At 52.5% G+C, this 25,434-nt stretch carries 26 protein-coding genes and 1 tRNA gene; 10 read left to right on the plus strand and 17 right to left on the minus strand.

The features are described 5' to 3' along the window. Window positions 1-46 precede the first annotated feature (46 nt). The 4 genes from C9J03_RS25705 to mutY all read right to left on the minus strand — a co-directional run bounded on the left by C9J03_RS25705 (window position 47) and on the right by mutY (window position 2,983). Window positions 47-122: transfer RNA gene (locus C9J03_RS25705), tRNA-Phe, on the minus strand. 121 nt (window positions 123-243) lie between these two features. Beyond that, window positions 244-1,389: a membrane-bound lytic murein transglycosylase MltC gene (mltC, locus tag C9J03_RS25710; protein WP_044622480.1), complete on the minus strand. Its 1,146-nt coding sequence runs from the start codon at window positions 1,387-1,389 to the stop codon at window positions 244-246. A gap of 127 nt (window positions 1,390-1,516) precedes the next feature. After that, complete coding sequence (locus C9J03_RS25715; RefSeq protein WP_039459659.1) at window positions 1,517-1,789, minus strand: oxidative damage protection protein; 273 nt, start codon at window positions 1,787-1,789, stop codon at window positions 1,517-1,519. A 135-nt stretch (window positions 1,790-1,924) separates the two neighbouring features. Continuing rightward, window positions 1,925-2,983, minus strand: a complete 1,059-nt coding sequence (mutY, locus tag C9J03_RS25720) for an A/G-specific adenine glycosylase (RefSeq protein WP_044622481.1) — start codon at window positions 2,981-2,983, stop codon at window positions 1,925-1,927. Window positions 2,984-3,138: 155 nt separating this feature from the next. Between mutY and trmB the strand changes: the two genes are divergently transcribed. The 3 genes from trmB (at window position 3,139) to C9J03_RS25735 (ending at window position 5,355) form a co-directional block, all read left to right on the plus strand. After that, the gene (trmB, locus tag C9J03_RS25725; protein ID WP_039459663.1) at window positions 3,139-3,876 is read left to right on the plus strand and encodes a tRNA (guanosine(46)-N7)-methyltransferase TrmB; all 738 of its coding nucleotides are present in this window, start codon (window positions 3,139-3,141) and stop codon (window positions 3,874-3,876) included. 105 nt (window positions 3,877-3,981) lie between these two features. Next, on the plus strand, window positions 3,982-4,902 hold the full coding sequence (gene glsB, locus C9J03_RS25730) for a glutaminase B (protein WP_039459666.1): 921 nt from the start codon (window positions 3,982-3,984) through the stop codon (window positions 4,900-4,902). Window positions 4,903-4,953: 51 nt separating this feature from the next. Continuing rightward, entirely contained in the window at window positions 4,954-5,355 is a 402-nt protein-coding gene (locus C9J03_RS25735; RefSeq protein ID WP_039459668.1) for a YggN family protein, read from the plus strand. A gap of 184 nt (window positions 5,356-5,539) precedes the next feature. Here the strand turns inward: C9J03_RS25735 and hemW are convergent, their stop codons facing one another. The 7 genes from hemW to C9J03_RS25770 all read right to left on the minus strand — a co-directional run bounded on the left by hemW (window position 5,540) and on the right by C9J03_RS25770 (window position 10,505). Beyond that, complete coding sequence (hemW, locus tag C9J03_RS25740; RefSeq protein ID WP_044622482.1) at window positions 5,540-6,703, minus strand: radical SAM family heme chaperone HemW; 1,164 nt, start codon at window positions 6,701-6,703, stop codon at window positions 5,540-5,542. Window positions 6,704-6,706: 3 nt separating this feature from the next. Beyond that, complete coding sequence (locus C9J03_RS25745) at window positions 6,707-7,300, minus strand: XTP/dITP diphosphatase (RefSeq protein WP_044622483.1); 594 nt, start codon at window positions 7,298-7,300, stop codon at window positions 6,707-6,709. Window positions 7,301-7,412: 112 nt separating this feature from the next. Then, on the minus strand, window positions 7,413-7,850 hold the full coding sequence (locus C9J03_RS25750; RefSeq protein ID WP_044622484.1) for a DUF4426 domain-containing protein: 438 nt from the start codon (window positions 7,848-7,850) through the stop codon (window positions 7,413-7,415). A 157-nt stretch (window positions 7,851-8,007) separates the two neighbouring features. Beyond that, window positions 8,008-8,301: a DUF167 family protein YggU gene (gene yggU, locus C9J03_RS25755; protein WP_044622485.1), complete on the minus strand. Its 294-nt coding sequence runs from the start codon at window positions 8,299-8,301 to the stop codon at window positions 8,008-8,010. After that, on the minus strand, window positions 8,298-8,852 hold the full coding sequence (locus C9J03_RS25760) for a YggT family protein (protein ID WP_039459680.1): 555 nt from the start codon (window positions 8,850-8,852) through the stop codon (window positions 8,298-8,300). Before C9J03_RS25760 ends, yggU begins: the two co-directional genes overlap by 4 nt. Window positions 8,853-8,861: 9 nt before the next feature. Next, window positions 8,862-9,680: a pyrroline-5-carboxylate reductase gene (gene proC / locus C9J03_RS25765; RefSeq protein WP_044622486.1), complete on the minus strand. Its 819-nt coding sequence runs from the start codon at window positions 9,678-9,680 to the stop codon at window positions 8,862-8,864. Between the two features lie 114 nt (window positions 9,681-9,794). Beyond that, entirely contained in the window at window positions 9,795-10,505 is a 711-nt protein-coding gene (locus C9J03_RS25770) for a YggS family pyridoxal phosphate-dependent enzyme (protein WP_039459685.1), read from the minus strand. A gap of 23 nt (window positions 10,506-10,528) precedes the next feature. Between C9J03_RS25770 and C9J03_RS25775 the strand changes: the two genes are divergently transcribed. Together C9J03_RS25775 and C9J03_RS25780 are read left to right on the plus strand one after the other, a co-directional pair. Further along, window positions 10,529-11,566 carry a type IV pilus twitching motility protein PilT gene (locus tag C9J03_RS25775; RefSeq protein WP_039459688.1) on the plus strand — a complete coding sequence of 346 codons (1,038 nt, stop codon included), beginning with the start codon at window positions 10,529-10,531 and terminating at the stop codon, window positions 11,564-11,566. A gap of 15 nt (window positions 11,567-11,581) precedes the next feature. Then, complete coding sequence (locus C9J03_RS25780) at window positions 11,582-12,688, plus strand: PilT/PilU family type 4a pilus ATPase (protein ID WP_044622487.1); 1,107 nt, start codon at window positions 11,582-11,584, stop codon at window positions 12,686-12,688. A 347-nt stretch (window positions 12,689-13,035) separates the two neighbouring features. Here C9J03_RS25780 and ruvX read toward each other — a convergent pair whose 3' ends face one another. The 6 genes from ruvX to metK form a co-directional block, all read right to left on the minus strand. Continuing rightward, window positions 13,036-13,464, minus strand: coding sequence for a Holliday junction resolvase RuvX (gene ruvX, locus C9J03_RS25790; RefSeq protein ID WP_044622489.1), 429 nt, complete (start codon window positions 13,462-13,464; stop codon window positions 13,036-13,038). Next, complete coding sequence (locus C9J03_RS25795) at window positions 13,461-14,024, minus strand: YqgE/AlgH family protein (protein WP_044622490.1); 564 nt, start codon at window positions 14,022-14,024, stop codon at window positions 13,461-13,463. Before C9J03_RS25795 ends, ruvX begins: the two co-directional genes overlap by 4 nt. A gap of 145 nt (window positions 14,025-14,169) precedes the next feature. Then, window positions 14,170-15,117 carry a glutathione synthase gene (gene gshB / locus C9J03_RS25800; protein WP_039459699.1) on the minus strand — a complete coding sequence of 316 codons (948 nt, stop codon included), beginning with the start codon at window positions 15,115-15,117 and terminating at the stop codon, window positions 14,170-14,172. A gap of 33 nt (window positions 15,118-15,150) precedes the next feature. After that, on the minus strand, window positions 15,151-15,882 hold the full coding sequence (gene rsmE / locus C9J03_RS25805; protein WP_044622491.1) for a 16S rRNA (uracil(1498)-N(3))-methyltransferase: 732 nt from the start codon (window positions 15,880-15,882) through the stop codon (window positions 15,151-15,153). A 120-nt stretch (window positions 15,883-16,002) separates the two neighbouring features. Then, window positions 16,003-16,509: a SprT family zinc-dependent metalloprotease gene (locus C9J03_RS25810; RefSeq protein WP_044622492.1), complete on the minus strand. Its 507-nt coding sequence runs from the start codon at window positions 16,507-16,509 to the stop codon at window positions 16,003-16,005. A gap of 233 nt (window positions 16,510-16,742) precedes the next feature. Then, a complete protein-coding gene (gene metK / locus C9J03_RS25815) occupies window positions 16,743-17,897 on the minus strand; it encodes a methionine adenosyltransferase (RefSeq protein ID WP_039459706.1) in 1,155 nt (384 codons plus the stop codon). A 396-nt stretch (window positions 17,898-18,293) separates the two neighbouring features. Between metK and tkt the strand changes: the two genes are divergently transcribed. The 5 genes from tkt (at window position 18,294) to mscS (ending at window position 25,268) form a co-directional block, all read left to right on the plus strand. After that, window positions 18,294-20,288 (plus strand): transketolase, encoded by a 1,995-nt coding sequence (tkt, locus tag C9J03_RS25820; protein WP_044622493.1) that lies wholly within the window; start codon window positions 18,294-18,296, stop codon window positions 20,286-20,288. Between the two features lie 274 nt (window positions 20,289-20,562). Continuing rightward, window positions 20,563-21,591, plus strand: a complete 1,029-nt coding sequence (gene epd, locus C9J03_RS25825) for an erythrose-4-phosphate dehydrogenase (protein ID WP_044622494.1) — start codon at window positions 20,563-20,565, stop codon at window positions 21,589-21,591. 99 nt (window positions 21,592-21,690) lie between these two features. Further along, complete coding sequence (locus C9J03_RS25830; protein WP_039469753.1) at window positions 21,691-22,854, plus strand: phosphoglycerate kinase; 1,164 nt, start codon at window positions 21,691-21,693, stop codon at window positions 22,852-22,854. A gap of 146 nt (window positions 22,855-23,000) precedes the next feature. Next, the gene (gene fbaA, locus C9J03_RS25835) at window positions 23,001-24,077 is read left to right on the plus strand and encodes a class II fructose-bisphosphate aldolase (RefSeq protein ID WP_039469755.1); all 1,077 of its coding nucleotides are present in this window, start codon (window positions 23,001-23,003) and stop codon (window positions 24,075-24,077) included. 267 nt (window positions 24,078-24,344) lie between these two features. Further along, window positions 24,345-25,268 (plus strand): small-conductance mechanosensitive channel MscS, encoded by a 924-nt coding sequence (gene mscS, locus C9J03_RS25840; RefSeq protein WP_044624368.1) that lies wholly within the window; start codon window positions 24,345-24,347, stop codon window positions 25,266-25,268. Window positions 25,269-25,434 lie beyond the last annotated feature (166 nt).

The following is a 25,434-nucleotide window of genomic DNA, read 5'->3' on the forward strand; positions in this document are numbered from 1 at the left end:
AATTATCTTTTAAATCATGTTGCTATCAAGCACCACAATATGAATATGGTGCCTCGAGGCGGAATCGAACCACCGACACGAGGATTTTCAATCCTCTGCTCTACCGACTGAGCTATCGAGGCAACGGAGCGCTATTAAACGGTTTTTCGTTCTTTTCGTCAACCATTTTTTTGAGAAAAGTTTCATTGCTGCACTTGGTTGCCTGCTTTTTGTCCAGAAATGCTAATTGTGGCTATTTCCTTGTCACTGGGTGAGGTTTTTCCCTTGGTTGAACTCTTTTTGGAATGCGGTAACTTTTTCTAAATATCGCCGGGCCTCGGCATTGCGGTGCTTGTTGGTTAGTGCCCAGTAAACTTGGTTTGGCTGCAAACTGTTCAAATCATTCATCGCCCGCTTGCGGTCGGTACTGTGGAAGGTATTGAGTACGCCTCCGGTACCACCGTTGTAGGCGGAAATCATACTGTAGTGCAGTGACAGGGGATCTCGGACATCCTTCAGGTAACGGGTGCGCAAGATGTAGAAGTATGCGGTGCCGGTATCAATATTTCTTGCTGGGTCAAACAGATACTCGGGGCTCGGTATGCCCGGCTTGTTTTTGACCAGCTTGAACACATCGGCGCCGGCGGTCTTCGGTACAACTTGCATCAGGCCATAGGCGTTGGCATGGCTGACGGCATAGGGGTTGAAGCTGCTTTCCGTTTTGATGATGGCGTAGATCAAATCTTCGGCAATCCCGTAGCGGCGGGAAGCATCGCGGACAATTTCGGCGTACTTGTAGCTACGCTGGTTGGCGTGATCAGCCACCATGGGGATCTCAACATAGTAAACTTGGTGGAAGCGCTCCGAGCGCTTTTTAAGCTTGCCGTTGATCAAGTAGTCGGCAAAGCGGTTGGCACGCCATGACCACTCGATAGGCTTGCCTTCGTTATCAAGCACCTGACCATACAGGAACGGCTTGCCGCTCAGTTCAATGGCAGAGTCTGAATAGAGGTCCACGCCGCCCGGGTTATCCGGGGTCAGCAGGGTGGTGGTGATGGCTTCTTTGAGGTGCTTGGTCGGCTCAGTTTTCGCCACGGTTTCGACAATCACGACACCACGCTCGAAATCGACATGGGCGCGGCTTCGGTAGCCATCAGTGTACTTTACATACTGGCGTTTGCTGGCCACCAGTGAGTCGTTGTCCCCCCAATAGCGTTTTACCTGGCCGTTGAACGAGTTCATCAGCCTGTCGAGCGCGGCAGTATCCTGGGTGAACTGGCCGGGCAGCGGGGCGAGGTTATTGGCAAAACGGTTGGTGGTGGTGTAGTCGACATTGTAGAGTTGTTCGATAAACTCCCGGCTACAGCCGCTCAATAGGAGCAGGGACAAAAACAGCGCGTGTAATTTCATAGTTCCCAAAATATGAAAAAGGCACCGTTTGCCCAGTTTTCTAACCAGTTACAAAAGATGCCTGAATGAATGACTAAGGTGCTTCCCTTGAATTAAACGACCAAGCAAAGGGGAAGCATTAGCAGAATTATTCGCTCGGCGGTGTGTAACCGTCGATGATTACGTCCTGGCCTTCGAACAAGAATTTCACCATTTCAGTCTCCAGCAGCTTGCGGTGTTCCGGATCCATCATGTTCAGTTTTTTCTCGTTGATCAGCATAGTCTGCTTGCCTTGCCATTCTGCCCACGCTTCTTTCGAGATGTTGTCGAAAATGCGTTTGCCCAGTTCACCCGGGTATAGTTGGAAATCAAGACCTTCAGCGTCTTTCTTAAGACGGGCACAAAATACTGTACGGCTCATCGGGGAGCTCCTTCGTTATAACGTTGATTCGGTAGCTGGCTATAGTTATACCATGCTTAAATACCCAAGTAACTTCCCGTTGCGGTTAACTTGAAGTCACAGGGTGATACACCCAGTTTCCTTAGGGATATGTTTCTATCTATTCAGCTCGTAGCGCAGGCTCTCGAGGATCTGCTGTACCGGTGCAGCTAGGCCGATCTCTGCCGGCTGGTTGAGGTTATACCATTGGCCGTTGCCGGCTTCGCCGATGCAATCTGGTTGCTGTGACAGGCTCAGTTTGACCGGAACAATATCCAGATGGTAGTGACTGAAGGTATGGCGGAAGCCGATCAACGGTTCCTGCTCAAGGATGATTGCCTGCTGGCCGAGTCGCTGTTCAATCACCGGGGTAAGATCTGCCTGATCCTGCTGCGGGAAGCACCACAAGCCGCCCCAGATCCCCGCCGGCGGGCGTTTTTCCAGCCAGACGTATTCACCGTACTGGAAGATCGCAAACCAAGCCTGTTTTTCCGGCAGGGTTTTCTTGGGCTTTTTGCCCGGGAAGTCGGTTTGGCGGCCCTGTGCTTTGGCTTCGCACTGCCCGGCGACCGGGCACAGTTCGCATTTGGGCTTGCTGCGGGTACAGATCATCGCCCCCATGTCCATCATCGCCTGGTTGTAGCGCTCTACGCCTGCAGCCGGGGTGTTGGCCTCGGCAATGTCCCACAGTTTGTTTTCGACCGGTTTTTTCCCCGGCCAGCCTTCGACCGCATAGCAGCGGGCCAAGGTCCGTTTTACATTGCCATCAAGGATAGGGTGGTGTTGCTTGAGCGACAGTGACAGGACGGCACCTGCTGTCGAGCGACCGACGCCCGGCAAGGCGATGACCTGTTCGATATCGGTCGGGAACTCGCCGCCATGGTGGTCGACAATATGTTTGGCGGCTTTGTGTAGGTTGCGGGCACGGGCGTAATAGCCTAGGCCGGTCCACAGGTGCAGCACCTCGTCCTGCTCGGCGGCGGCGAGATCGGCCACGGTGGGGAAGCGCGCGATAAAGCGCTCGAAGTAGGGGATCACCGTGGCGACTTGGGTTTGCTGCAGCATGATTTCCGACAGCCAGACCTTGTAGGGGGTCTTTTGCTGCTGCCATGGCAGGGTTTTCCGGCCAAATTTGTCATACCACGCTAAAATGGCATCAGAGAAGGTATTGGTCACAGTTTCAAGCTCACTTTACTGACAGCCGTCTTCGCCTGTCTTATTTTTGGCCCTGATTGCACCACAAAGTTAGGGGCGTCGCAATCGATAGACTTGCACTTGTGCTGTAACTTTGGATAATGCCGTTCCGTTTCTTTTTTGTTTGGATAGTAAGCATGAGCGAAGTTTCAAAGAAGTCAGGTGAGGTTACCCTGAACGAATTTACCGAAGACGGCAAACTGGTACGCAAGGTACGAAGCTTTGTTCGTCGTGAAGGTCGTTTGACCAAGGGCCAGGAAGCGGCCATGGAAAATAACTGGCCAGCAATGGGTATCGACTTCGCTCAGCAGATGCTGGACTGGAAAGAAGTGTTCAACAACGAAAACCCGGTAACGCTGGAAATCGGCTTTGGTATGGGTGCCTCGTTGGTTGAGATGGCCAAAAATGCGCCGGAGAAGAACTTCATCGGTATCGAAGTACACAGCCCAGGTGTCGGCGCTTGTTTGATGGGCGCAGAAGAAGCGGGCCTGACTAACCTGCGCGTCATGTGTCACGACGGTGTGGAAGTGTTCGAGCACATGATCCCGGACGGCAGCCTTGACTGTGTTCAGCTATTCTTCCCTGACCCATGGCACAAGGCTCGCCACCACAAGCGTCGTATCGTTCAGCCAGCCTTTGCAGAGATGCTGCGCAAGAAGCTGAAAATCGGTGGTATCTTCCACATGGCGACCGACTGGGAAAACTATGCCGAGCATATGGTCGAAGTGATGGATGCCGCTCCGGGCTACCGCAACACGGCGACCGAAGGTCCTTATATCCCGCGTCCAGAGGATCGTCCGCTGACCAAGTTCGAAGCTCGTGGTCACCGTTTGGGCCACGGTGTATGGGACATGAAATACGAGCGCACTGAATAAGTTTTCAGGCGTATTGAGGCAAGATATTGCCAAGCACCGATAGGTGCACCAGTTGTTCGATAAAAGCCAACCTCGGGTTGGCTTTTTTATCCTTGGAGATAAGTAATGAAACCAACAGAGCAGTTGCTAAATGATATTTTAGATGAAGTCAGACCGCTGATCGGTAAAGGAAAGGTGGCTGATTATATCCCGGCATTGGCGGAGGTTCCGGCCAACAAGCTGGGGATTGCTGTGTGTTATAACGATGGTGAAATTATCCAGGCTGGCGATAGCGAGGAAGGCTTCTCGATCCAGTCGATCTCCAAGGCACTGAGCCTGACGCTGGCGATGACCCTGTACCAGCCGGAAGAGATCTGGCAGCGAGTAGGCAAGGAGCCATCGGGCCATGCGTTCAACTCGATGATCCAGCTCGAGCTGGAGAACGGTATTCCGCGCAATCCATTTATCAATGCCGGTGCCCTGGTGGTCTCCGATCTGCTGCACAGCCGTCTGTCGGCCCCGCAGTACCGGATGCTGGAGCTGGTGCGTAAGCTCGCCCAAAACCCGCATATCTGCTATGACAAGGTCGTTGCTGCTTCCGAGATGCAGCACAGTGACCGCAATGCTTCGATTGCCTACCTGATGCGCTCGTTCGGTAACTTCGACAACGAAGTGATGCCGGTACTGACCAATTACTTCAGCTATTGCGCGCTGAAGATGAGCTGTGTTGATTTGGCTAAGACTTTCAGCTACTTGGCAAATAAAGGGCTTCCTTTGGGCGCAAAAAAAACAATTATCACCCAAACTCAGTGTAAGCAAATGAATGCACTGTTGGCGACCTGTGGCTTGTATGACGGTGCTGGAGAATTTGCCTATCGGGTTGGTATGCCGGGCAAGTCCGGGGTCGGCGGTGGGATCATTGCTATCGTTCCGGGTGAGATGACCATTGCGGTATGGTCGCCAGAGCTGGATCCTTCTGGAAACTCACTGGCTGGCACCGCCGCCCTTGAATTGCTGGCCGAGCGGATCGGCCGTTCAATCTTTTAACGGGGTAACAGGGACTTAACCTTGGTCTACCCCGATGATGGGGAAAGGCTTATGTTGTTGCGTTTTTGTGGGTTCAAAATAGCCGTTGTCGGGTTCGCCTTGTCATTTGGCGTGCAGGCCAATGAAGCGCCGGTGTGCCAGCTGGAGTGGCACAATAACCTCAGTATGCAGGATGGCGCTCTCAACCTGGAGTTGGAGGGCGAGAGTTTCCAGATCAAACCCAGTGGCCAGCTCTATTTCGGAGTCCACAAGGTGAGGCTCAGTGACGATCAGTCGGCTCTGCTGGCAGACTACCATCGTCTGATGGTCGATGATCTACCGTATACCCTGTCGCATTCGCAGCTGATCGATCAGGAGCTGTGCGATCGGGTGGCGATGCGCCAAGCCAAGGAAAGCGAGATCCAATCCTTAATTCCCGCCCTCAAGCGCTGGCAGAGCGTAACGCTCGATTGAGTTGCGCTATATACAATTCAACAGGACAAGATTTCAAAGACGCAGCGAAGACATCCTTGTCGCTCTAACCCTGGAACGCCAGCCCGGGTTGTGCATGGCGGGTAAGCTTTGAAATCTTATCCTATTAAATTGCCACAGCTTTATTTGCAAAAGTAATCCGAGATATAACTAATCTGAGGTAGCCCTATTCATTCTCTTCGTCGACAAATGCTGCCAGCAGGTCGTTGAGGAACAGTTTGCCGTGCTCGGTGATCTGCCATTGATCGCCTTTGTCTTCGAGGTAATTTTGCTCAAGCGCCCAGTTGATTGGCCCTTCAATGCTGGATAGCGGTAGGCCGGTACGCTCGACATAATCGTGTTTCGGACAAGCCTCAAGCAGGCGGAATCGGTTCATGAAGAACTCGAACGGGCGCTCGCTGGCCGGTACCTGAATTTCCTGATCAAGATACGGTTTGGCTGGGTTGAGGTAGCCGCGTGGATGCTTGACCTTGACGGTGCGGGTAATGGTACCGTCAGCAAAACTCAGCTTGCCGTGGGCACCACAACCGATGCCGAGGTAGTCTCCGAAACGCCAGTAGTTCAGGTTATGGCGGCACTGGCGGCCCGGTTTGCTGTAACCGGAGATCTCGTATTGGACGTAACCTGCTTGAGCCAGCATTTGATGGCCCTGTTCGAAGATCTCCCACAGATCGTCGTCATCCGGCAGTACGGGTGGCTTGGAGTAGAACAGGGTATTGGGCTCGATAGTGAGCTGGTACCATGACAGGTGCGGTGGCTCCAGGGCTATCGCTTGTTTTAGATCAGACAGGGCATCGTCGATGCTCTGATCCGGCAGGCCATGCATCAGGTCGATATTGAAGCTGTCGAGTCCGGCTTCTTGGGCCAGCCCCGCGGCAGTGATCGCCTCGCGGCTGCCATGGATGCGGCCGAGGCGCTGGAGTTTGTCGTCCTGGAAGCTCTGGATGCCGATCGAAATGCGGTTGACGCCAACTTCGCGGTAGGCATTAAAGCGGCCGGCCTCGACGGTGCCCGGATTGGCTTCCATGGTGATTTCAATATCGTCGCTGAACGGGATCCGCAGTTTGACGGCTTCGAGCAAGCGGCCGATCTCCGGGGCGGAGATCAGGCTCGGGGTACCACCACCGATGAAGATGGAATGCAGCGCTCGGCCCTGGCTCGCCAAATCGTATTTGGCCAAGTCGGTATCGAGATCGTCGATAAGCGCATCTATGTAGTCGAGCTCGGGGATATCGGCTTTCAGCGCATGGGAGTTGAAGTCGCAGTAAGGGCACTTCTGGACACACCATGGGATGTGGATATACAGGCTCAGTGGCGGTGGTACTAGCATGACTTATGCTTCCTTCAGGGCAGCAAACAGCTTGGCAAGGGCCTTGCCGCGGTGTGACAGTTGTTTCTTGCGGGCCGGCTCAAGCTCGGCAGAAGAGCACTGATCTTCAGGGACCCAGAAAACCGGATCGTAGCCAAACCCGTTTTCACCATGGGCCTCGGTCAGGATCTTGCCTTCCCAGCTGCCGTGGCAAACGATCGGGGTCGGATCGTTCTCGTGGCGCATCATCACCAGCACGCAATGGAAACGGGCAGTACGCTGCTCTTCCGCAACACCTTCCATCTCTTTTAGCAGCTTCTGCAGGTTTTCTTCATCAGATGCATCTTCGCCGGCAAAACGGGCGGAGTAGATCCCCGGTGCGCCTTTGAGGTAATCCACTTCAAGGCCCGAATCATCAGCAATTGCAGGTAGGCCGGTTTCCTTGGCGGCGTGACGGGCTTTGATAATGGCGTTTTCGATGAAAGTGGTACCGGTCTCGGCTACCGAAGAAACGTTGTAATCGCTCTGGGCGACCACATCGAAACCAAAATCGGCCAGTAGGCTAGCCATTTCTTTTACTTTGCCCTGGTTACCAGTGGCCAGTACTAATTTGCTCATCACAGTTCCTCGCAATAAAGAGGGCGCTATCTTATCTCACTGCCGGGAAAATAAAAGGGGAGCGCGAGGCTCCCCTGTCATTGCTGTCGCTAAATGCGGAGATATGCTTTGATCAGTCGACATAAAAAGTCTGGTCAAACTCAATATTGCCGCGGGTGCCATTGTGGGAGACATCAATGGAAAAGCTAAAGCGCTCTTCATTGGCATGTTTGATTTCAGCGATGTAATAAATGGCTGTCCCTTCTCTGACCTCACGGAAGGAAAGGTTTTTAATGGTACCGAGCAGGTTCTTGGCCTGGCCATTGAGTACCGCGGTCACCGCCGGTTTGTCCGGCTGGGCTTTGTCCAAGACAGTAACATTGATAACGGCCGAATAGCGGCTGCGCTGGATTTTGTAAGTACTGGCCACGTCCGGGGTCAGGAAGGTCGACGGAAAACTGGAATAGTGGACTTCCAAATTACCAATATTCTTGAACTGCTCGGCCTGAACCGCAAAGCTGGTGCTCAGGCTGGCGACAAGCAGGGCAAACAGGCTAAATAGACGAGTCATTTTATTATCCTTCTATACGCACTGGGTGAGGGATTATCCCTTTACCGATAGTGGTATTGCTTAGTTCCATTATAGTTGTGACCATTGAGTCATGAAAAAGACCCTGATGAAAAACAGCCCGGCGTCATAGTGGCGCCGGGCTGGTTATGGCTGTCGGTTACAGCAGAGCCTGGATCGGCTCGGGTATTGCCTTGGGAGCGGTGATACGCACTTGTTTGTGGCGTCCCAGCTCTCCTTTTTCGATATCAACCTGGCCCTTGGCGACCTTGAACTGTTTGGACAGGTACTTGGTCAAGTGGGCGTTGGCTTTGCCATCTACCGGCGGGGCGGTGATCGCGACTTTGACTTCATCGCCATGCAGGCCAACCAGTTGGTCGCGGCTGGCCTTGGACTGGATATAGAGCCGCAGGATCAAATCGTCACCGTCGAGGTAGGCAGCCTGTTGGCTCATAGTTGGTACCAGATTGGACCCACGAAATCACCGATCAGGAAGTTGGCGAACTGCAGGCCGATAAACAGTACCAATACACTCAGATCCAAGCCGCCCATTGCCGGAATAATACGGCGGATTGGGGCTGTCATCGGCTCGGTTAGCTGGTGCATCACGTATTCGACCGGGCTGCGGCCCTGGCTGACCCAGCTTAGGATCGCACGAAGCAGCAGTACCCAGAACAGCAGGCCGCCAGCAGCTTTAAGCAGCGACAGGGCACCAATCCAGAAGTATTCCGGAGTGAACATGAAGCCACCACCCAACACCAGCTGCAAGATAACAAATTTACCCATGCTCAGGACGTAGGCGAACAGCAGCGTTGCTACATCCAGTGAACCGATGGACGGGATAAGGCGGCGCAGTGGGCCAACCACCGGCTGGGTTGCCTTGACGATAAACTGTGAAAACGGATTGTAGAAATCGGCACGCGCCCACTGGAGCCAGATGCGCAGCAGCACGACCATAATGTAGAGATCAAATAGGGTACTGACTAGAAAACCAATTGAGTTCATATACTAACCTTAAAATAATTTTTCCATTTCTTCAGCGCGGGAAACGGCAGCACGCATTGCTTTTGCTACGGTATCACTAAGTTGGCACTCGTTGAAAGTGCGGATTGCCTCGGCGGTCGTGCCACCTTTTGATGTCACCTGGGCTCGCAGGGTGGCCAAGTCGGTATCCGGATTGGCCACTACCATTTCCGCCGCACCGAGCGCCGACTGCTGCACCAGCTTACGGGCTTGCTCAGTGCTAAAGCCTTGTTTGATAGCTTCTTCCTGCATCGCTTCCATGAACAGGAAGAAATAGGCAGGGGCACTGCCTGCCGCTGCAATAATACTGTTTATGCCTGACTCTTGCTCGACCCAGCATACCTCGCCGACAGCCTGCATTAAGCTTTCAGCAAATTGGCGGTCGTTAGGGTTAAGAGCGCTGGATGCATAAAGGCCGCTCATGCCCTTGCCGATCAGCGATGGGGTATTGGGCATCACGCGCACCAGGTTCAAGTTGGTGGCCAGCATCTCATTCAATCGCTCGGCACCGATCCCGGCGGCAATGGAAATCACCAGTTTGCCGGAGAAGTCGAGGATCTGCAGCGGGCGGCAGACTTCTTCCATCAGTTGAGGCTTCACCGCCAGGACAATGACATCGGCATCCGAGGCGGCGCTCAGGTTATTGTCGGTGGTGTGAATTCCGTAATCACGGGCCAGCGGCTCTCGACGGGCTGGGCTTGGTGCTGTAGCGGTGATTTTGTCTGGCGCATAGCCGCTGGCCACAAGGCCGGCGATGATAGAGCGGGCCATGTTACCGGCACCAATGAAGGCAATCGAGCGTTGTTCCATGTTACATCCTCTGTGTTTTCAAGGCCGGGAGGGACAGAGACGTCCTTCCTAGACGTTAAAAGTATGAGGCCATTATATACCCAAGCAGCGCCGGGGTGCTGGGTATAATTCGGCTTACTGTTTGGTTGAATAATCGCGGGCACCAAAAATCGCGGTACCGATCCGGACGATGGTACTGCCAGCGGCGACGGCGGCATCGAGATCACCGCTCATCCCCATCGATAGGGTATCAAGCTGTGGGTGCTTGGCCTTGAGCTTGTTCATCGCCTCGGAAAGGCTGGAGAACGCTGCCAGCTGGCTGTCATAGTCATTGGCCTTTTGCGGAATAGACATCAGGCCGCGCAATACCAGGTTTGGCATCATTGCCACTTCGTCGGCCAGGGCGGCAACGTCGTCGAAAGCCAATCCCGATTTGGAGTCTTCTCCGCTGGTGTTGACCTGAAGCAGGACATTGAGCGGGGGCATGTCGGCAGGGCGCTGCTCGCTCAGGCGGCGGGCTATCTTGGCGCGATCTACCGAGTGGACCCAGTCAAAGTGCTCGGCAATCGGGCGGGTTTTGTTGGACTGGATAGGGCCGATGAAATGCCAGCTTAATGCTGGAGCGGCACCTTGCTGGGCAAAGTACTGGATCTTCTCGACGCCTTCTTGAACATAGTTTTCGCCGAAAGCGCGATGGCCTGCGGCAATCGCTTCTTCGATGGCGGCGATAGGCTTGGTCTTGCTTACCGCAAGCAGTTGCACTGTTTCGGCATCTCTACCGCATTTTTCTGCAGCCAGGCCGATCTGGTTGATGACCTGTTCAATATTTTGCTTGATACTATTCATAATTGATTCTGTGGGGAAAATTTATGGATATCACCGAACTACTGGACTTTAGTGTAAAGCATAACGCCTCTGATCTGCACCTTTCTGCAGGTGTTCCGCCAATGATCCGTGTTGATGGTGATGTGCGCAAGCTGAGCTTGCCGGCTCTTGAACACGGTGAAGTGCACCGTCTGGTATTCGATATAATGAATGACGCCCAGCGGCGGGAGTTCGAAGAGCGACTGGAAGTCGACTTTTCGTTCGAGTTGCCTGATGTCGGCCGCTTCCGTGTCAATGCCTTCAAGCAGGCGCGCGGCAGCGCGGCGGTATTTAGGACCATCCCGGTCAATATTCCAACCCTGGAGTCATTGGGGGTGCCTGATGTGTTCTATCAGATAGCCCAGTGCCAACGCGGCCTGGTGCTGGTGACCGGGGCTACGGGATCGGGTAAGTCCACCACCATTGCCGCGCTGGTGGATCACATCAACGAGAATTTCAACCGCCATATCCTGACCATCGAAGATCCGGTGGAGTTTGTCCATACCGGCAAGCGCTGCCTGATCAACCAGCGGGAGGTCCACCGCGATACCCATAGCTTCCATAATGCCCTGCGCTCTTCGTTACGTGAAGATCCGGATGTGATTGTGGTTGGTGAGCTGCGTGACCGCGAAACAATCAGCTTGGCACTGACGGCAGCAGAAACCGGGCATTTGGTGCTGGGTACCCTGCATACCAGCTCGGCGGCCAAGACCGTTGATAGGGTTATCGATGTATTTCCGGGCAACGACAAGGCGATGGTGCGCTCGATGTTGTCGGAGTCGCTCCGCGCCGTGGTCTCGCAGAACCTGCTCAAGTGCACCAGTGGCGGCCGTATTGCGGCCCACGAGGTGATGATGGCAACCCCGGCGATCCGCAACCTGATCCGCGAAGATAAGGTGGCCCAGATGTTCTCGATGATCCAGACCGGCTCGGCGATGGGGATGCAGACCATGGAGCAGAGCGTCAAGATGCTGGTAGCCCAAGGGCTGGTTGATGCCGAAGAAGGCCGCCGGGTGGTTGATTCTGGCTTGTCGCAATTTTAGTGGGGAATAATAGCAATGACTTTGCAACACGCTCTCAACGAAATGGTCAGCCGCAAGGCGTCGGATCTCTACATTACTGTCGACTCTCCTTGCCTGCTGCGCATTGATGGCAACCTCCATCCGCTCGGCGAGACGCTTGATCTGCAGGCGGTCGAGCAGATGGTTAGCGAAGCGATGGACACCGGGCTGGAAGCGGAGTACCGCGCCAGCAAGGAAGCCAATTTTGCCCTGGTGAGGGGGGAGTATCGCTTCCGGATCAGTGCGTTCTGGCAGCGGGAGCTGCCGGGAATGGTGATCCGCCGCATTGAAACCGAGATCCCGGATATCTTCTCGCTCAATCTGCCGATGGACATGCAGAAGATGGCGCTGGCCAAACGCGGGCTGGTGCTGGTGGTGGGGGCGACCGGTTCGGGTAAGTCGACCTCAATGGCGGCGATGACCGGATACCGCAACGCCAATCGTAGCGGCCATATCCTGACTGTCGAAGATCCGATTGAGTTTGTCCACAAGCACAACAAGTGTATCGTCACCCAGCGCGAAGTGGGGCTGGATACCGAAAGCTACGAAGTTGCGCTGAAGAACTCCCTGCGCCAGGCGCCGGATATGATCCTGATCGGCGAGATCCGCACGCCCGAGACCATGGAGTATGCGATGAACTTCGCCGAGACCGGCCACCTGTGCATGGCCACGCTGCACGCCAACAATGCCAATCAGGCGCTGGAGCGGATCCTTCATCTGGTCCCGAAAGAGCGGCGCGAGCAGTTCCTGTTCGATCTGTCGCTGAACCTCAAGTGCATTCTGGCCCAGCAGTTGATCCCCGATGCCCACGGTGTCGGTAGGCATGGCGCCTTTGAGCTGTTGATCAACACCCCGCGGGTGGCCGATCTGATCCGCCGTGGTGAGCTGCATGAAATCAAAGAGGCAATGGCCAAGTCGAACGAGTCGGGCATGATGACCTTCGACCAGTCGCTCTATGAGCTCTACAGCGCCGGTAAGATCACCGAGCAAGATGCCTTGCACCATGCCGACTCGGCCAATGATCTGCGCCTGATGATCAAAGTCGGCAGCAAGAGCCAGCTTAGCAACAGTTCGCTGTCTGGAGTGACGGTAGATATGGGGTAGATCAACCGATCTGCCAGCGGTAAACCAAAAGCATTAGGGTTGCTATGATCCTAATGCTTTTTTTGTTGATCGTTTTTTCTAAGGTATTGAAATTAAACAGAATGAAAAATAGCAGGGATATAAGTGTACAGCGATATGAGCTTTTGGGTTTAAATAGTCCAAAAGCTGTACAAGCTGATCGCCCCTTGAGCTTTGTGGGCCAGATAGCGGCAATGATTCATGATCTTGGTCGGTGATCGCTTTGGGCTGTAAATATAGGAAAAAGCTGTACAGGTGAGAAGGGGAAGAGCGTGGTGGAAAAGCCTAGGTTCTAGGTTCTAGGAGCTAGAACCCAGGCTCTGGTTTTTTTACCCGTACTGCTGCTCGAACCAGCTCTCGAGGATAACCACGGCGGACTGCGAGTCGATATTGCCTTTGCTGAGGTTGCGGTAGCCGCCACGCTCGAACAGTTCGGTGCGGGCTTCGGCGGTGCTGAGACGCTCGTCATGCAGCTCCACCTGGCAGCCGAAGCGGCCGTGGAGGCGGTTGGCAAACTTCTTGGCTCTAGGGGTGATGGCCTCAAGCTCGCCACCCTGCATATCAAGCGGCAGGCCGACAACCACCAAGTCAGGCTGCCATTCTTCGAGGATTTTCTCTATGTCATCCCAGTTAGGGATCCCATCTCGCGCCCTCAGGGCGGCTAGCGGGTTGGCGGTGCCGGTCAGCTCTTGGCCGATGGCGACACCGATACTTTTCGTACCGTAATCAAAAGCGAGTACGCTGCGAGATTGACTCATGCGTGTCCTTGTTCTGTAGAGAGGTGGGCGGCACTGATGCCCAGTTGGGCAATGGCCTTGTTCCAGCGTTCGTTGACCGGGGTGTTGAACACCACGTCGGCATTGGCTTCTGTCGTCAGCCAGACATTTTCAATCAGCTCTTGCTCGAGTTGTCCGGCATCCCAGCCGGCGTAGCCGAGGGCGACGAGAAAGTTATCTGGTGATTCACTGGTACCGAGCAGCGAAAGGATATCCTTGGAGGTGGTGATCGAGACTTCGTCGGTGACGTCGATACTCGAGCTCAAGCGGCCAACTCGGTTATGCAAGACAAAACCGCGATCGGCAGACACCGGCCCGCCGTTGAACACCGGTTGTTCAAGGCTAGCGGGATCTCTGACGGGCAAATCGCGTTCAATCTCAATTTGATCGAGCATATTGCCTACCGAAATTTCAATCGGCAAGTTAATGACAATGCCCATAGCCCCTTCGTCGTTGTGTTCGCAAATGTAGACGACACTCCCTTTGAAATTCGGATCTTGCATGCTGGGCATGGCTACCAGAAAGTGGTTAGTCAAGTTCATGGGAAGATACCTACAACCGATCGACTTACTTACAGTATGCCGACTAATTAACAGAATTGGTATTAAAGGGAGAGGATTTTAACTATTCATGCAGCCTAACCAAATCCACTACGGGGAATAGATCAGGCTGCATTGAATTAGCGCATTATGCGTTGATACGGCGCTCGATGGCATCCATCAGCTTGCCGGTGATAGAAATATCAAACGCAGCTTCGATTTCGCGGATACAGGTTGGGCTGGTGACATTGATTTCAGTCAGCTTGTCGCCGATCACATCAAGTCCCACGAAGATCAGGCCTTTCTCCTTCAGTACCGGAGCGACTGTTTCTGCGATCTTGCGGTCGGTTTCGCTGATAGGGCGGGCTTCGCCGCGGCCGCCAGCGGCCAGGTTGCCACGGGTTTCCCCTTTGGCCGGAATTCGTGCCAGGCAGTAAGGCATCGGCTCGCCGTCCACCACCAGGATGCGCTTGTCACCGTTGCTGATATCTGGCACGAAAGTCTGTGCCATGCAGAAGTTCTGGCCGTGGTTGGTCAGGGTTTCGATGATCACCGAGACGTTCGGATCGCCCTTCATGACACGGAAGATCGACGAGCCGCCCATGCCGTCAAGCGGCTTGAGGATCACATCGCCGTGCTTTTGGTGGAACGCTCTGATCTTGTCGGCACTGCGGGTAACCACGGTAGTTGGGGTCAGATCAGGGAACCAAGCCGTGAACAGTTTCTCGTTGCAGTCTCGCAAGCTTTCTGGCTTGTTGACGATCAGCGCGCCTTCATCTTCGGCACGCTCGAGGATGTAAGTGGCATAAATATATTCGGTGTCGAAAGGCGGATCTTTACGCATCAACACGGCGTCTAGATCGGACAGCGCGATCTCCTGCTCGTTATGGAACTCGAACCAGCCGGTAGGATCTTCTTTCAGGCTAACGACACGGGTACGGGCCATGGCTTTGCCTTGTTCCAGTGACAGGTCGTTCATTTCCATGTAGTGGATTTCCCAACCACGGCGCTGGGCTTCCAGCATCATGGCAAAGCTGGAGTCTTTTTTGATGTTGATAGACTCGATAGGGTCCATCACGATACCCAGTTTGATCATTGCTTTCTCCTAATTTATTCCCTTGGGTGAGCGTTAGCCTAGATCGCCGAAGCGGACTTGCAGGGCTGTGATTGCTGTCATCGCGGCAGTCTCGGTACGGAGAACACGCGGGCCAAGCAGGATTTCGTCGAATTTGTACTGTTCGGTCATGCTGATCTCTTCAGCAGATAGGCCCCCCTCCGGACCAATCAGCAGCCGGACCTTGCTGACAGGTGCCGGCAGGGTGTTGATCGAGTAGTTGGCACGCGGGTGCAGGTTGAGCTTGAGGCCATCGTATTGCTCGGCGCACCAATCTTCCAGTTTCATGATCGGGCGAATTTCTGGCACCGTGTTACGGCCGCATTGCTCGCAGGCGCTGATGGCGATCTTCTGCCACTGCTGCAGTTTCTTCTCGAAACGCTCAGCATTGAGCTTTACTCCACAGCGTTCGGAAATCAGTGGCGTAATGGTGTTAACGCCAAGCTCAACCGATTTCTGGATGGTAAATTCCATCTTCTCACCACGAGAAACCACCTGGCCTAGGTGGATATCCAATGGGGATTCGACACTGTTTTCATTACGTGCCTGGATCTCCACTTCCACATTTTTCTTGCTGGCATTGGTGATCACTGCCGGGAACTCAGCATTGCTGCCGTCAAAAAGCAGGACTTCCTGGCCAGCCTGCATGCGCATAACACGGCCGACATGGTTGGCGGCCTCTTCGCTGAGCATAATGGTTCCAGAGCTTGGCAATAACTCCGGGTGGTAAATTCGTGGGATTCTCATGGCTATCTCGTAACCCGTTGGTTGTCATCTGGCTGCATTATATCAACTCTCCAGCTGATTGCAGGCGGTTGGTAATTAGATGGACGCTGGATAGACGAAAAACAAGGGCAAGAGGGAAATTTAGCCGCGAGTCGATAATCGCCCTTGCTGCTGGAAGGTCAGGGTATCCCCGCATTGGCGACAGCGGTAATGGGCTTGGCCGCGTTGGACTTTATTGTGACGGCGAACCGTCATGTGATGTTCGCTGCACTGGCAGCGGTAGAGAAAAGTCTGGCCCTGTACCGAGCTGACATCAAAGCTGTGGGTGGTGCGCGGCGTAACGCCGAACACTTCCTGCATGATAACCTGCCATTCCCTGCCATGCGGGCGAACCTTGCCAAACAGTTTGAACACCACCAGGTGGGCCACTTCGTGCGGTACCACTTCATTGAGGAAGGCCTCTGGGTTCTCTTTTAGCAGTACCGGATTGAAGCGTACCTCCCAGCCTTGTAATCGGGCACTGCCGGCAATCTTGCCGCGCTGGGTAAAGCGGACTTCGGGCATCGAGAGCCGTTTATTGAGGCGCCGGTTGGCCTGGGCAATACATTGCTTAACGCGATCAATCACTTGGTATTGCAAAGTGGTCATGTTCTTTCCAAGGCAGGATGGTGGAGCTGGGGAGTATAGGTGGAAGAGCGGCGGGAGGGAAGAGCGGCCCTAGGCACGGGGTTCTAGGAAAAGCGAAAACGAGGTCCTTGGAAGAGCTTGACATCGATTAGCTAGTAGAAACGCTTTTGGACCCAGGACCCAACTTTTAAAAACAAAAAAGGAAGCCGAAGCTTCCTTTTTGCAACCAGACTGTATCTGACAAACTTAGGCGCTTACTTGATGTTAGCGAAGTCGCGTAGGATGTCAGCTTTGTCAGTTTTTTCCCAAGGGAACTCTTCACGACCGAAGTGACCGTATGCCGCAGTCTTCTTGTACATTGGCTTAAGCAGATCAAGCATTTCGATCAGGCCGTATGGGCGTAGGTCGAAGTGCTGGCGTACTGCTTCTACGATGATGTCGTGAGAAACTTTTTCAGTACCGAATGTTTCGATCATGATAGATGTTGGATCAGCAACACCGATTGCGTAAGAAAGCTGGATTTCACAACGGTCAGCCATGCCAGCCGCGATGATGTTCTTCGCTACGTAGCGTGCTGCGTAGGCTGCAGAGCGGTCAACTTTCGATGGATCTTTACCAGAGAATGCACCGCCACCGTGACGAGCTGCGCCGCCGTAGGTATCAACGATGATCTTACGACCAGTCAGACCACAGTCACCCATTGGGCCACCGATAACGAAACGGCCGGTTGGGTTGATGAAGTACTTGGTGTCTTTGTTCAGCCACTCAGCAGGCAGTACTGGCTTGATGATTTCTTCCATTACTGCTTCTTGCAGTACTGGTAGCTCAATGCTGTCGCAGTGCTGGGTAGAAAGTACTACCGCATCGATACCAACGATTTTGCCTTGGTCGTAGGCAAACGTCACCTGGCTTTTCGCATCTGGACGAAGCCAAGGCAGGGCACCGTTCTTACGGACTTTTGCTTGGCGCTCTACCAGGCGGTGAGCGTATGTCACAGGCGCTGGCATCAGTACGTCAGTTTCGTTGGTCGCGTAACCGAACATGATACCCTGGTCACCAGCACCCAGCTCGCGTGGGTCTTCACGGTCAACACCCTGGTTGATGTCTGGAGACTGCTTACCGATTGCGCTTAGTACCGCACAAGAGTTAGCGTCGAAGCCCATGTCAGAGTGTACATAACCGATTTCACGGACGGTTTCGCGAGTTAGCTCTTCGATATCAACCCAAGCAGAGGTCGTGATTTCACCACCAACCATTACCATACCGGTTTTTACGTAAGTCTCACACGCAACACGTGCTTTCGGATCTTGCTCTAAGATCGCATCCAATACTGCATCTGAAATCTGATCAGCAATTTTATCTGGATGACCTTCTGATACTGACTCAGAAGTAAACAGGTGCTTCGACATGAGCGCTCCCATAAATATATGTGTTAGTTGATGTTGTCGGGCTCTTAAACCATGTTTGATGGTCACATACTTGCATACGGTTATACGTTTGTATGTATAGAGCTACCTCCGTCTAGACGGCTATAATACCTTTTGCTGGGTGAAAATCAACATTGTAAAAAGTAGGGTCACTCGCAAAAAAGTAAGGCAAACGTTTACCCCGTAACGCTTTTATTACAGCGAGTTGGCACCGTTTTCGGTTCATGATCTTGATATAGAACTTATTTTTCGAAGGAAATCGTTTGCAGTTATGGCCCAGTCTTTGCGACAATACCCGCCCGCCGAACTGCGGCTAGCCTGAACCAACGACGGTAAAGGTAGCCCAATATTCAACGTCTACGAATTTCTGGAGCAGACATGTCTTCTCGTAAAGATCTTGCTAATGCAATCCGTGCCCTAAGCATGGACGGTGTTCAACAAGCTAACTCTGGCCACCCGGGTGCACCTATGGGTATGGCTGATATCGCTGAAGTACTGTGGCGTGGCCACATGAACCACAACCCACAGAATCCTGAGTGGGCTGATCGCGACCGTTTCATCCTGTCGAACGGCCATGGTTCAATGCTGATTTACTCTCTGCTTCACCTGACCGGTTACGATCTGTCTATCGACGATCTGAAAAACTTCCGCCAGCTACACTCGAAAACACCGGGTCACCCAGAATACGGTTACGCACCGGGTGTTGAAACAACGACTGGTCCTCTAGGCCAGGGCATCACTAACGGTGTGGGCATGGCGATGGCAGAAAAAGCCCTTGCTGCTCAGTTCAACCGTGACGGCCACGACATCGTCGACCACTATACTTACGTGTTCATGGGTGACGGCTGCCTGATGGAAGGTATCTCTCATGAAGCGTGCTCGCTTGCGGGCACTCTAGGCCTTGGCAAGCTAATCGCGTTCTGGGATGACAACGGCATCTCAATCGACGGTGAAGTTGAAGGCTGGTTCTCTGACGATACACCTAAGCGTTTCGAAGCCTACGGCTGGCACGTTATTCCAGCAGTAGACGGCCACGATGCAGACGCTATCAACGCGGCTATCGAAGCGGCTAAAGCCGATCCGCGTCCGACGCTGATCTGTACCAAGACGATCATCGGTTTCGGTTCACCAAACAAAGCCGGCTCGCATGACTGTCACGGTGCGCCACTAGGCCACGATGAAATCGCCGCGGCACGCGAGTTCCTAGGTTGGAACCACGGTCCATTTGAAATCCCAGCAGACATCGCTGCCCAGTGGGATGCGAAAGATGCGGGTGCTGCCAAAGAAGCGGCTTGGAACGAGAAGTTCGAAGCCTACGCAGCGGCTTACCCTGAACTAGCTGCAGAATACAAGCGCCGCGTAAACGGTGAACTTCCTGCACAGTGGGAAGAAAAAGCGAACGCTATCATCGCTGATCTGCAAGCTAACCCAGCGAACATCGCATCTCGTAAAGCTTCACAGAACGCGCTCGAAGCGTTTGGTCAGATGCTACCTGAGTTCATGGGCGGCTCTGCTGACCTGGCTCCTTCCAACCTGACTATGTGGTCTGGTTCTAAGTCGCTAGAAGCGAGCGACTTCTCTGGTAACTACATCCACTACGGTGTACGTGAGTTCGGCATGACTGCAATCATGAACGGCATCGCGCTACACGGTGGTTTCGTACCATACGGTGCAACGTTCCTAATGTTCATGGAATACGCGCGTAACGCAATGCGTATGGCAGCACTGATGAAAGTGCAGAACATCCAGGTTTACACTCACGACTCTATCGGTCTGGGTGAAGATGGCCCGACTCACCAGCCGGTTGAGCAGATGGCATCTCTGCGCCTAACACCTAACATGAGCACATGGCGTCCATGTGACCAGGTTGAGTCTGCCGTAGCATGGAAACTGGCTATCGAGCGCAAAGACGGTCCAACGTCTCTGATCTTCTCGCGCCAGAACCTAGCACAGCAGGAGCGCAGCGAAGCGCAGGTTGCTGACATCGCTAAGGGTGCTTACATCCTGAAAGACTGCGCAGGCAAGCCAGAGCTTATCCTTATCGCCACCGGCTCTGAAGTAGAGCTAGCGGTAGAAGCGGCTGCACAGCTAACTGCAGAAGGTAAGCAAGTACGCGTTGTTTCAATGCCATCAACCGATGCATTCGACAAGCAAGACGCGGCATACCGTGAAGCAGTGCTGCCATCAGACGTGACTGCTCGTGTTGCTATCGAAGCCGGTATTGCCGACTTCTGGTACAAGTACGTGGGCTTCAACGGCCGTATCATCGGCATGAACACCTTCGGCGAATCAGCACCTGCAGGTGAGCTATTCAAGATGTTTGGTTTCACCACCGAAAACGTGGTAAACACAGCGAAAGAATTGCTGGCATAAGCCTAGCCTGAACTAAACCGCTTGGCGCGTTGCGCAAGGCGATTTATTTCGAAGGATGAAAAAAAGACCCCGTAATGGGGTCTTTTTTTATATGAAATGCGATCCCTGTCACGCCATAAATTGCTGGTAAAGACCAGCATAAATGCAGGGTTTTTAATCTAAGATTATGAAATATTGGCTTTTTACTGTCTTGGGTGATTCGGCTCACATTTATGGTGATTATCAGCAAGGCTTGTTATACACTAACGCGGCTTATTAATTTTGTAGCACGGATATGACACTAAAAGTCGCAATTAATGGATTTGGCCGTATTGGTCGCAGTGTGCTTCGCGCACTCTACGAGAGCGGTAAAGATCAGCACATCGACGTCGTGGCGGTCAACGAACTGGCTGAGCCGGAAGCTATGGCTCATCTGCTGCAGTATGACACCAGCCATGGACGTTTCTTCAAGCCTGTCAGCCATGACCAGGAGCACTTGTTTATTGCTCACGAGAATGGCGAGAAGGACAGTATCCGTATTCTCCACCAAAGCGAGATCCACTTGCTGCCCTGGAAGGACCTCGACATCGACATTGTCCTGGACTGTACCGGCATCTTTGGCAGCCGTGCCGACGGCGAAGCCCATATCAACGCGGGCGCCAAGAAAGTGTTGTTTTCCCACCCTGCTGCAAATGATATCGACAATACCATTATCTATGGTGTGAACCATGACTCGCTCAAGCCTGAGCATCACATCGTCTCTAACGGCTCTTGCACCACCAACTGTATTGTCCCTGTTATCAAGCTGCTGGATGACGCCTTCGGTATCGAATCCGGCACCATTACCACGATTCACTCGGCGATGAATGACCAGCAGGTCATCGATGCTTACCACAGCGATTTGCGCCGAACCCGAGCTGCCAGCCAGTCGATTATTCCCGTTGATACTAAACTTCATCTGGGTATTGGTCGTATCTTTCCGAAATTTTCTGACAAATTCGAAGCCATCTCTGTGCGCGTGCCGACAATTAACGTCACCGCGATGGATTTAAGTGTCACTGTAAAAACAAATGTGAAAGTTAATGACGTAAATCAATCACTGGCCGAGGCGTCTCGTTGTACATTAGATGGCATAGTGGATTACACAGAAGCGCCACTTGTCTCAATAGACTTCAATCACGATCCCCATAGCGCGATTGTCGACGGCACCCAGACCCGAGTGAGTAACCAGCACCTTATCAAGCTGTTGGTCTGGTGTGATAATGAATGGGGATTTGCCAACCGGATGCTGGATACCGCTTTGGCAATGCAGGCTGCCGACTAGGCTGCCGAGCAATAGCTGTAAGAATTATTGGGCCTGGCAGTGACGCTGGGCCGACAAAAAACTTTGACTTTAAATTAATCAATGTTGAGAGGACAAACCATGTCTGTAATCAAGATGACTGATCTGGAACTAGCAGGTAAACGCGTATTCATCCGTGCGGACCTAAACGTACCAGTAAAAGACGGTAAAGTAACTTCTGATGCGCGTATCCTTGCATCTCTGCCAACTATCAAGCACTGCCTAGAAGCTGGCGCAAAAGTGATGGTTACTTCTCACCTAGGTCGTCCAACTGAAGGCGAGTACGCGGAAGAGTTCTCTCTACAGCCTGTTGTTAACTACCTAAACGATGCACTAGATTGCGAAGTTAAGCTAGCAAAAGACTACCTAGACGGTCTTGAGCTGAACGCTGGCGAGCTAGTGGTTCTTGAAAACGTTCGCTTCAACAAAGGCGAGAAGAAGAACGAAGAAGAGCTTTCTAAGAAATACGCGGCACTATGTGACGTATTCGTAATGGACGCATTCGGTACGGCTCACCGTGCACAGGCATCTACTCACGGTGTAGGTATGCACGCGCCTGTAGCTTGTGCGGGTCCTCTTCTAGCTAACGAGCTAGACGCACTAGGCAAAGCAATGGACAAGCCAGCTCGTCCAATGGTTGCGATTGTTGGTGGTTCTAAAGTTTCAACTAAGCTAACTGTTCTTGAGTCGCTATCTAAAGTTGCTGACCAGCTAGTAGTGGGTGGCGGTATCGCTAACACCTTCATCGCGGCTGCTGGCCACAATGTTGGTAAGTCTCTATACGAAGCAGACCTAGTTGATACAGCTAAGAAGCTAATGGACGAGTGTGCAATCCCAGTTGCCACTGACGTAGCGTGTGCAAAAGCATTCGACGAGAATGCAGAAGCTGAAATCAAGCACGTTTCTGAAGTTCAGGACGACGACATGATCTTCGACCTAGGTCCAGAATCAACGGCTGCTCTAGCTGAAATCCTTAAGAACGCTAAGACTATCCTATGGAACGGCCCAGTAGGTGTATTCGAGTTCAAGAACTTCGAGGCAGGTACTGAAGGCATCTCTCGCGCGATCGCTGACTCAGAAGGTTTCTCTGTAGCGGGCGGCGGTGACACCCTAGCGGCTATCGACAAGTTCGGTATCAAGGCTGACGTTTCTTACATCTCTACAGGTGGCGGTGCGTTCCTTGAGTTCGTTGAAGGTAAAGTACTTCCAGCGGTTGCAATGCTAGAAGAGCGTGCTAAAGCTTAAGTAATTCGAGGGCGGGAGCTCTGAACAGCGCTTCCGCACTTAATTGTTTGTGAATAAGGTCATGTTTTTGTAGAATATGGGCGCTTCGCAAACGATTGCACAGATTTATATTTATATAAGACAACAAGGCAAATAGGACTATTGTTATGTCTAAGATCTTCGATTTCGTAAAACCTGGTGTTATTTCTGGCGACGACGTACAGAAAGTATTTGAAGTAGCGAAAGAAAACAAATTCGCTCTTCCAGCGGTTAACGTTGTTAACACTGACTCTGTAAACTCTGTACTAGAAGCTGCTGCTAAAGTTAAAGCACCAGTTGTTGTTCAGTTCTCTAACGGCGGTGCTGCATTCTTCGCTGGTAAAGGCCTGAAACTAGAAGGTCAAGAAGCTCAGATCATGGGTGCTGTTGCTGGTGCGAAATACGTACACGCTGTAGCTGAAGCTTACGGTGTACCAGTTATCCTTCACACTGACCACGCTGCTAAGAAACTTCTTCCATGGATCGACGGTCTACTAGACGCAGGTGAAGAGTTCTTCGCGCAAACTGGTAAGCCTCTATTCTCTTCTCACATGATCGACCTGTCTGAAGAGTCTCTAGAAGAGAACATCGAAATCTCTGGTAAGTACCTAGAGCGCATGGCTAAGATGGGTATGACTCTTGAGATCGAACTAGGTTGTACTGGTGGTGAAGAAGACGGCGTTGACAACACTGATATGGATCAGTCTGAGCTGTACACTTCTCCAGAAGACGTTGCTTACGCTTACGAGAAACTAAACGCTATCAGCCCTCGTTTCACTATCGCTGCCTCTTTCGGTAACGTACACGGTGTATACAAGCCAGGTAACGTTGTTCTAACTCCAACTATCCTACGTGACTCTCAGGCATACTGTGCAGAGAAATTCGGTATCGCACCAAACGCGCTGAACTTCGTATTCCACGGTGGTTCTGGTTCTTCTCAGGAAGAAATCGAAGAGTCAATCGGTTACGGTGTTATCAAAATGAACATCGATACTGATACTCAGTGGGCGACTTGGGACGGTATCCGTCAGTACGAAGCGGCTAACCGTGACTACCTACAGGGCCAGATCGGTAACCCAACTGGCGAAGACGCGCCAAACAAGAAGTACTACGATCCACGCGTATGGCTACGTGCTGGTCAGACTTCAATGGTTGCTCGTCTTGAGCAGGCATTCAAAGATCTTAACGCTATCGACGTACTATAAGTTACGTTTAGCTTTAAGCTTTGTGAAAAAACCCGCTTCGGCGGGTTTTTTTATGCCTATAGCTATTTGTGATACGCAGTAATTTTTTGTTGGCGTTTTTTAGGCCGAGGAGTATCATCCTGCGCGAAAAAGGGCTTCTAAAGATCCCTCAAAAGAATAAATCGCTGTTATAGTAGTGATTGCATAAGTAAATTAAGCCTATGACTATTTGTGCTCCCGTGGCTTTTTGGGCGGGAAAGGAAATAACATTTGCAGGATGAGAAAGGTATGAGTGAGAGTAGTGTTACAGATACCGTAGCGGATACCGTCACTGGTGTTGCGGATACGGTGGTGGATACCATCAAGGATAATGAACTAACCACAGGTGTACTCAACGCAGGGACCTGGGTCGCAGATAACCAGGAGTTGTTGATCCAGTACGGGGTAAATATCCTGTCTGCACTGGTTATCCTGTTTATCGGTAATATCATTACCAAGAGCATCGCGAACGGCGTAGCGAAGATGCTGCGCAGGAAAGACATGGATGAAGCGGTCGTTGAGTTCTTGCACTCCCTCGTTCGCTATCTGCTATTTGTTATTGTGTTGATTGCCGCCCTTGGCCGTGTCGGCGTTCAGACAGCCTCAGTGGTTGCTGTGATCGGTGCCGCCGGTTTGGCCGTTGGCCTAGCTCTGCAAGGCTCGCTGTCAAACTTTGCTGCCGGTGTGCTGATTGTTGCCTTCCGTCCATTCAAGTCCGGTGACTTTGTCGAGATCGGCGGTGTATCTGGCTCGGTTGAGTCAATTCAGGTGTTTTCCACTATTTTGAACACCCCTGACAACAAGATGGTGGTGGTACCGAATGCATCTGTGATCGGTGGCCCGATCACCAACTATTCACGCCACAAAACCCGCCGTATTGATTACGTGATTGGTGTCTCGTACAAATCTGATCTGCAGAAGACCAAAGCGGTGCTGCAGCGCGTTGTGGCTGCCGAAGAGCGAGTTCTGAAAGATCCTGAGCCGACTATTGGTGTGGTGGCACTGGCGGATTCTTCGGTAAACTTTGTCGTCCGCCCTTGGGTCAATACGTCTGAATACTGGGCGGTGTACTTTGATCTGCTGCAGGCGATCAAGGAAGAGCTGGACAAAGAAGGTATTGAGATCCCATTCCCGCAAATGGATGTCCATCTCAATAAGATGCTCGACAAATAACACAAACAATAAATGGAGCCGCAAGGCTCCATTTTTTTTTTTTTTTATGGTGCGCCGAGCATGGCGTTGTTCTAGGAGGTGAAAGTCCTCTACGGGCTCAGTCGAGCGAGAACCGTTAGCCTATGCAAGGGTGTCCACCGTGAGGTGGGATCTGAAGGAAGCAAAC

Origin of the sequence: Photobacterium gaetbulicola (assembly GCF_003025515.1) — a bacterium.
GTDB classification, from domain to species: domain Bacteria; phylum Pseudomonadota; class Gammaproteobacteria; order Enterobacterales; family Vibrionaceae; genus Photobacterium; species Photobacterium gaetbulicola.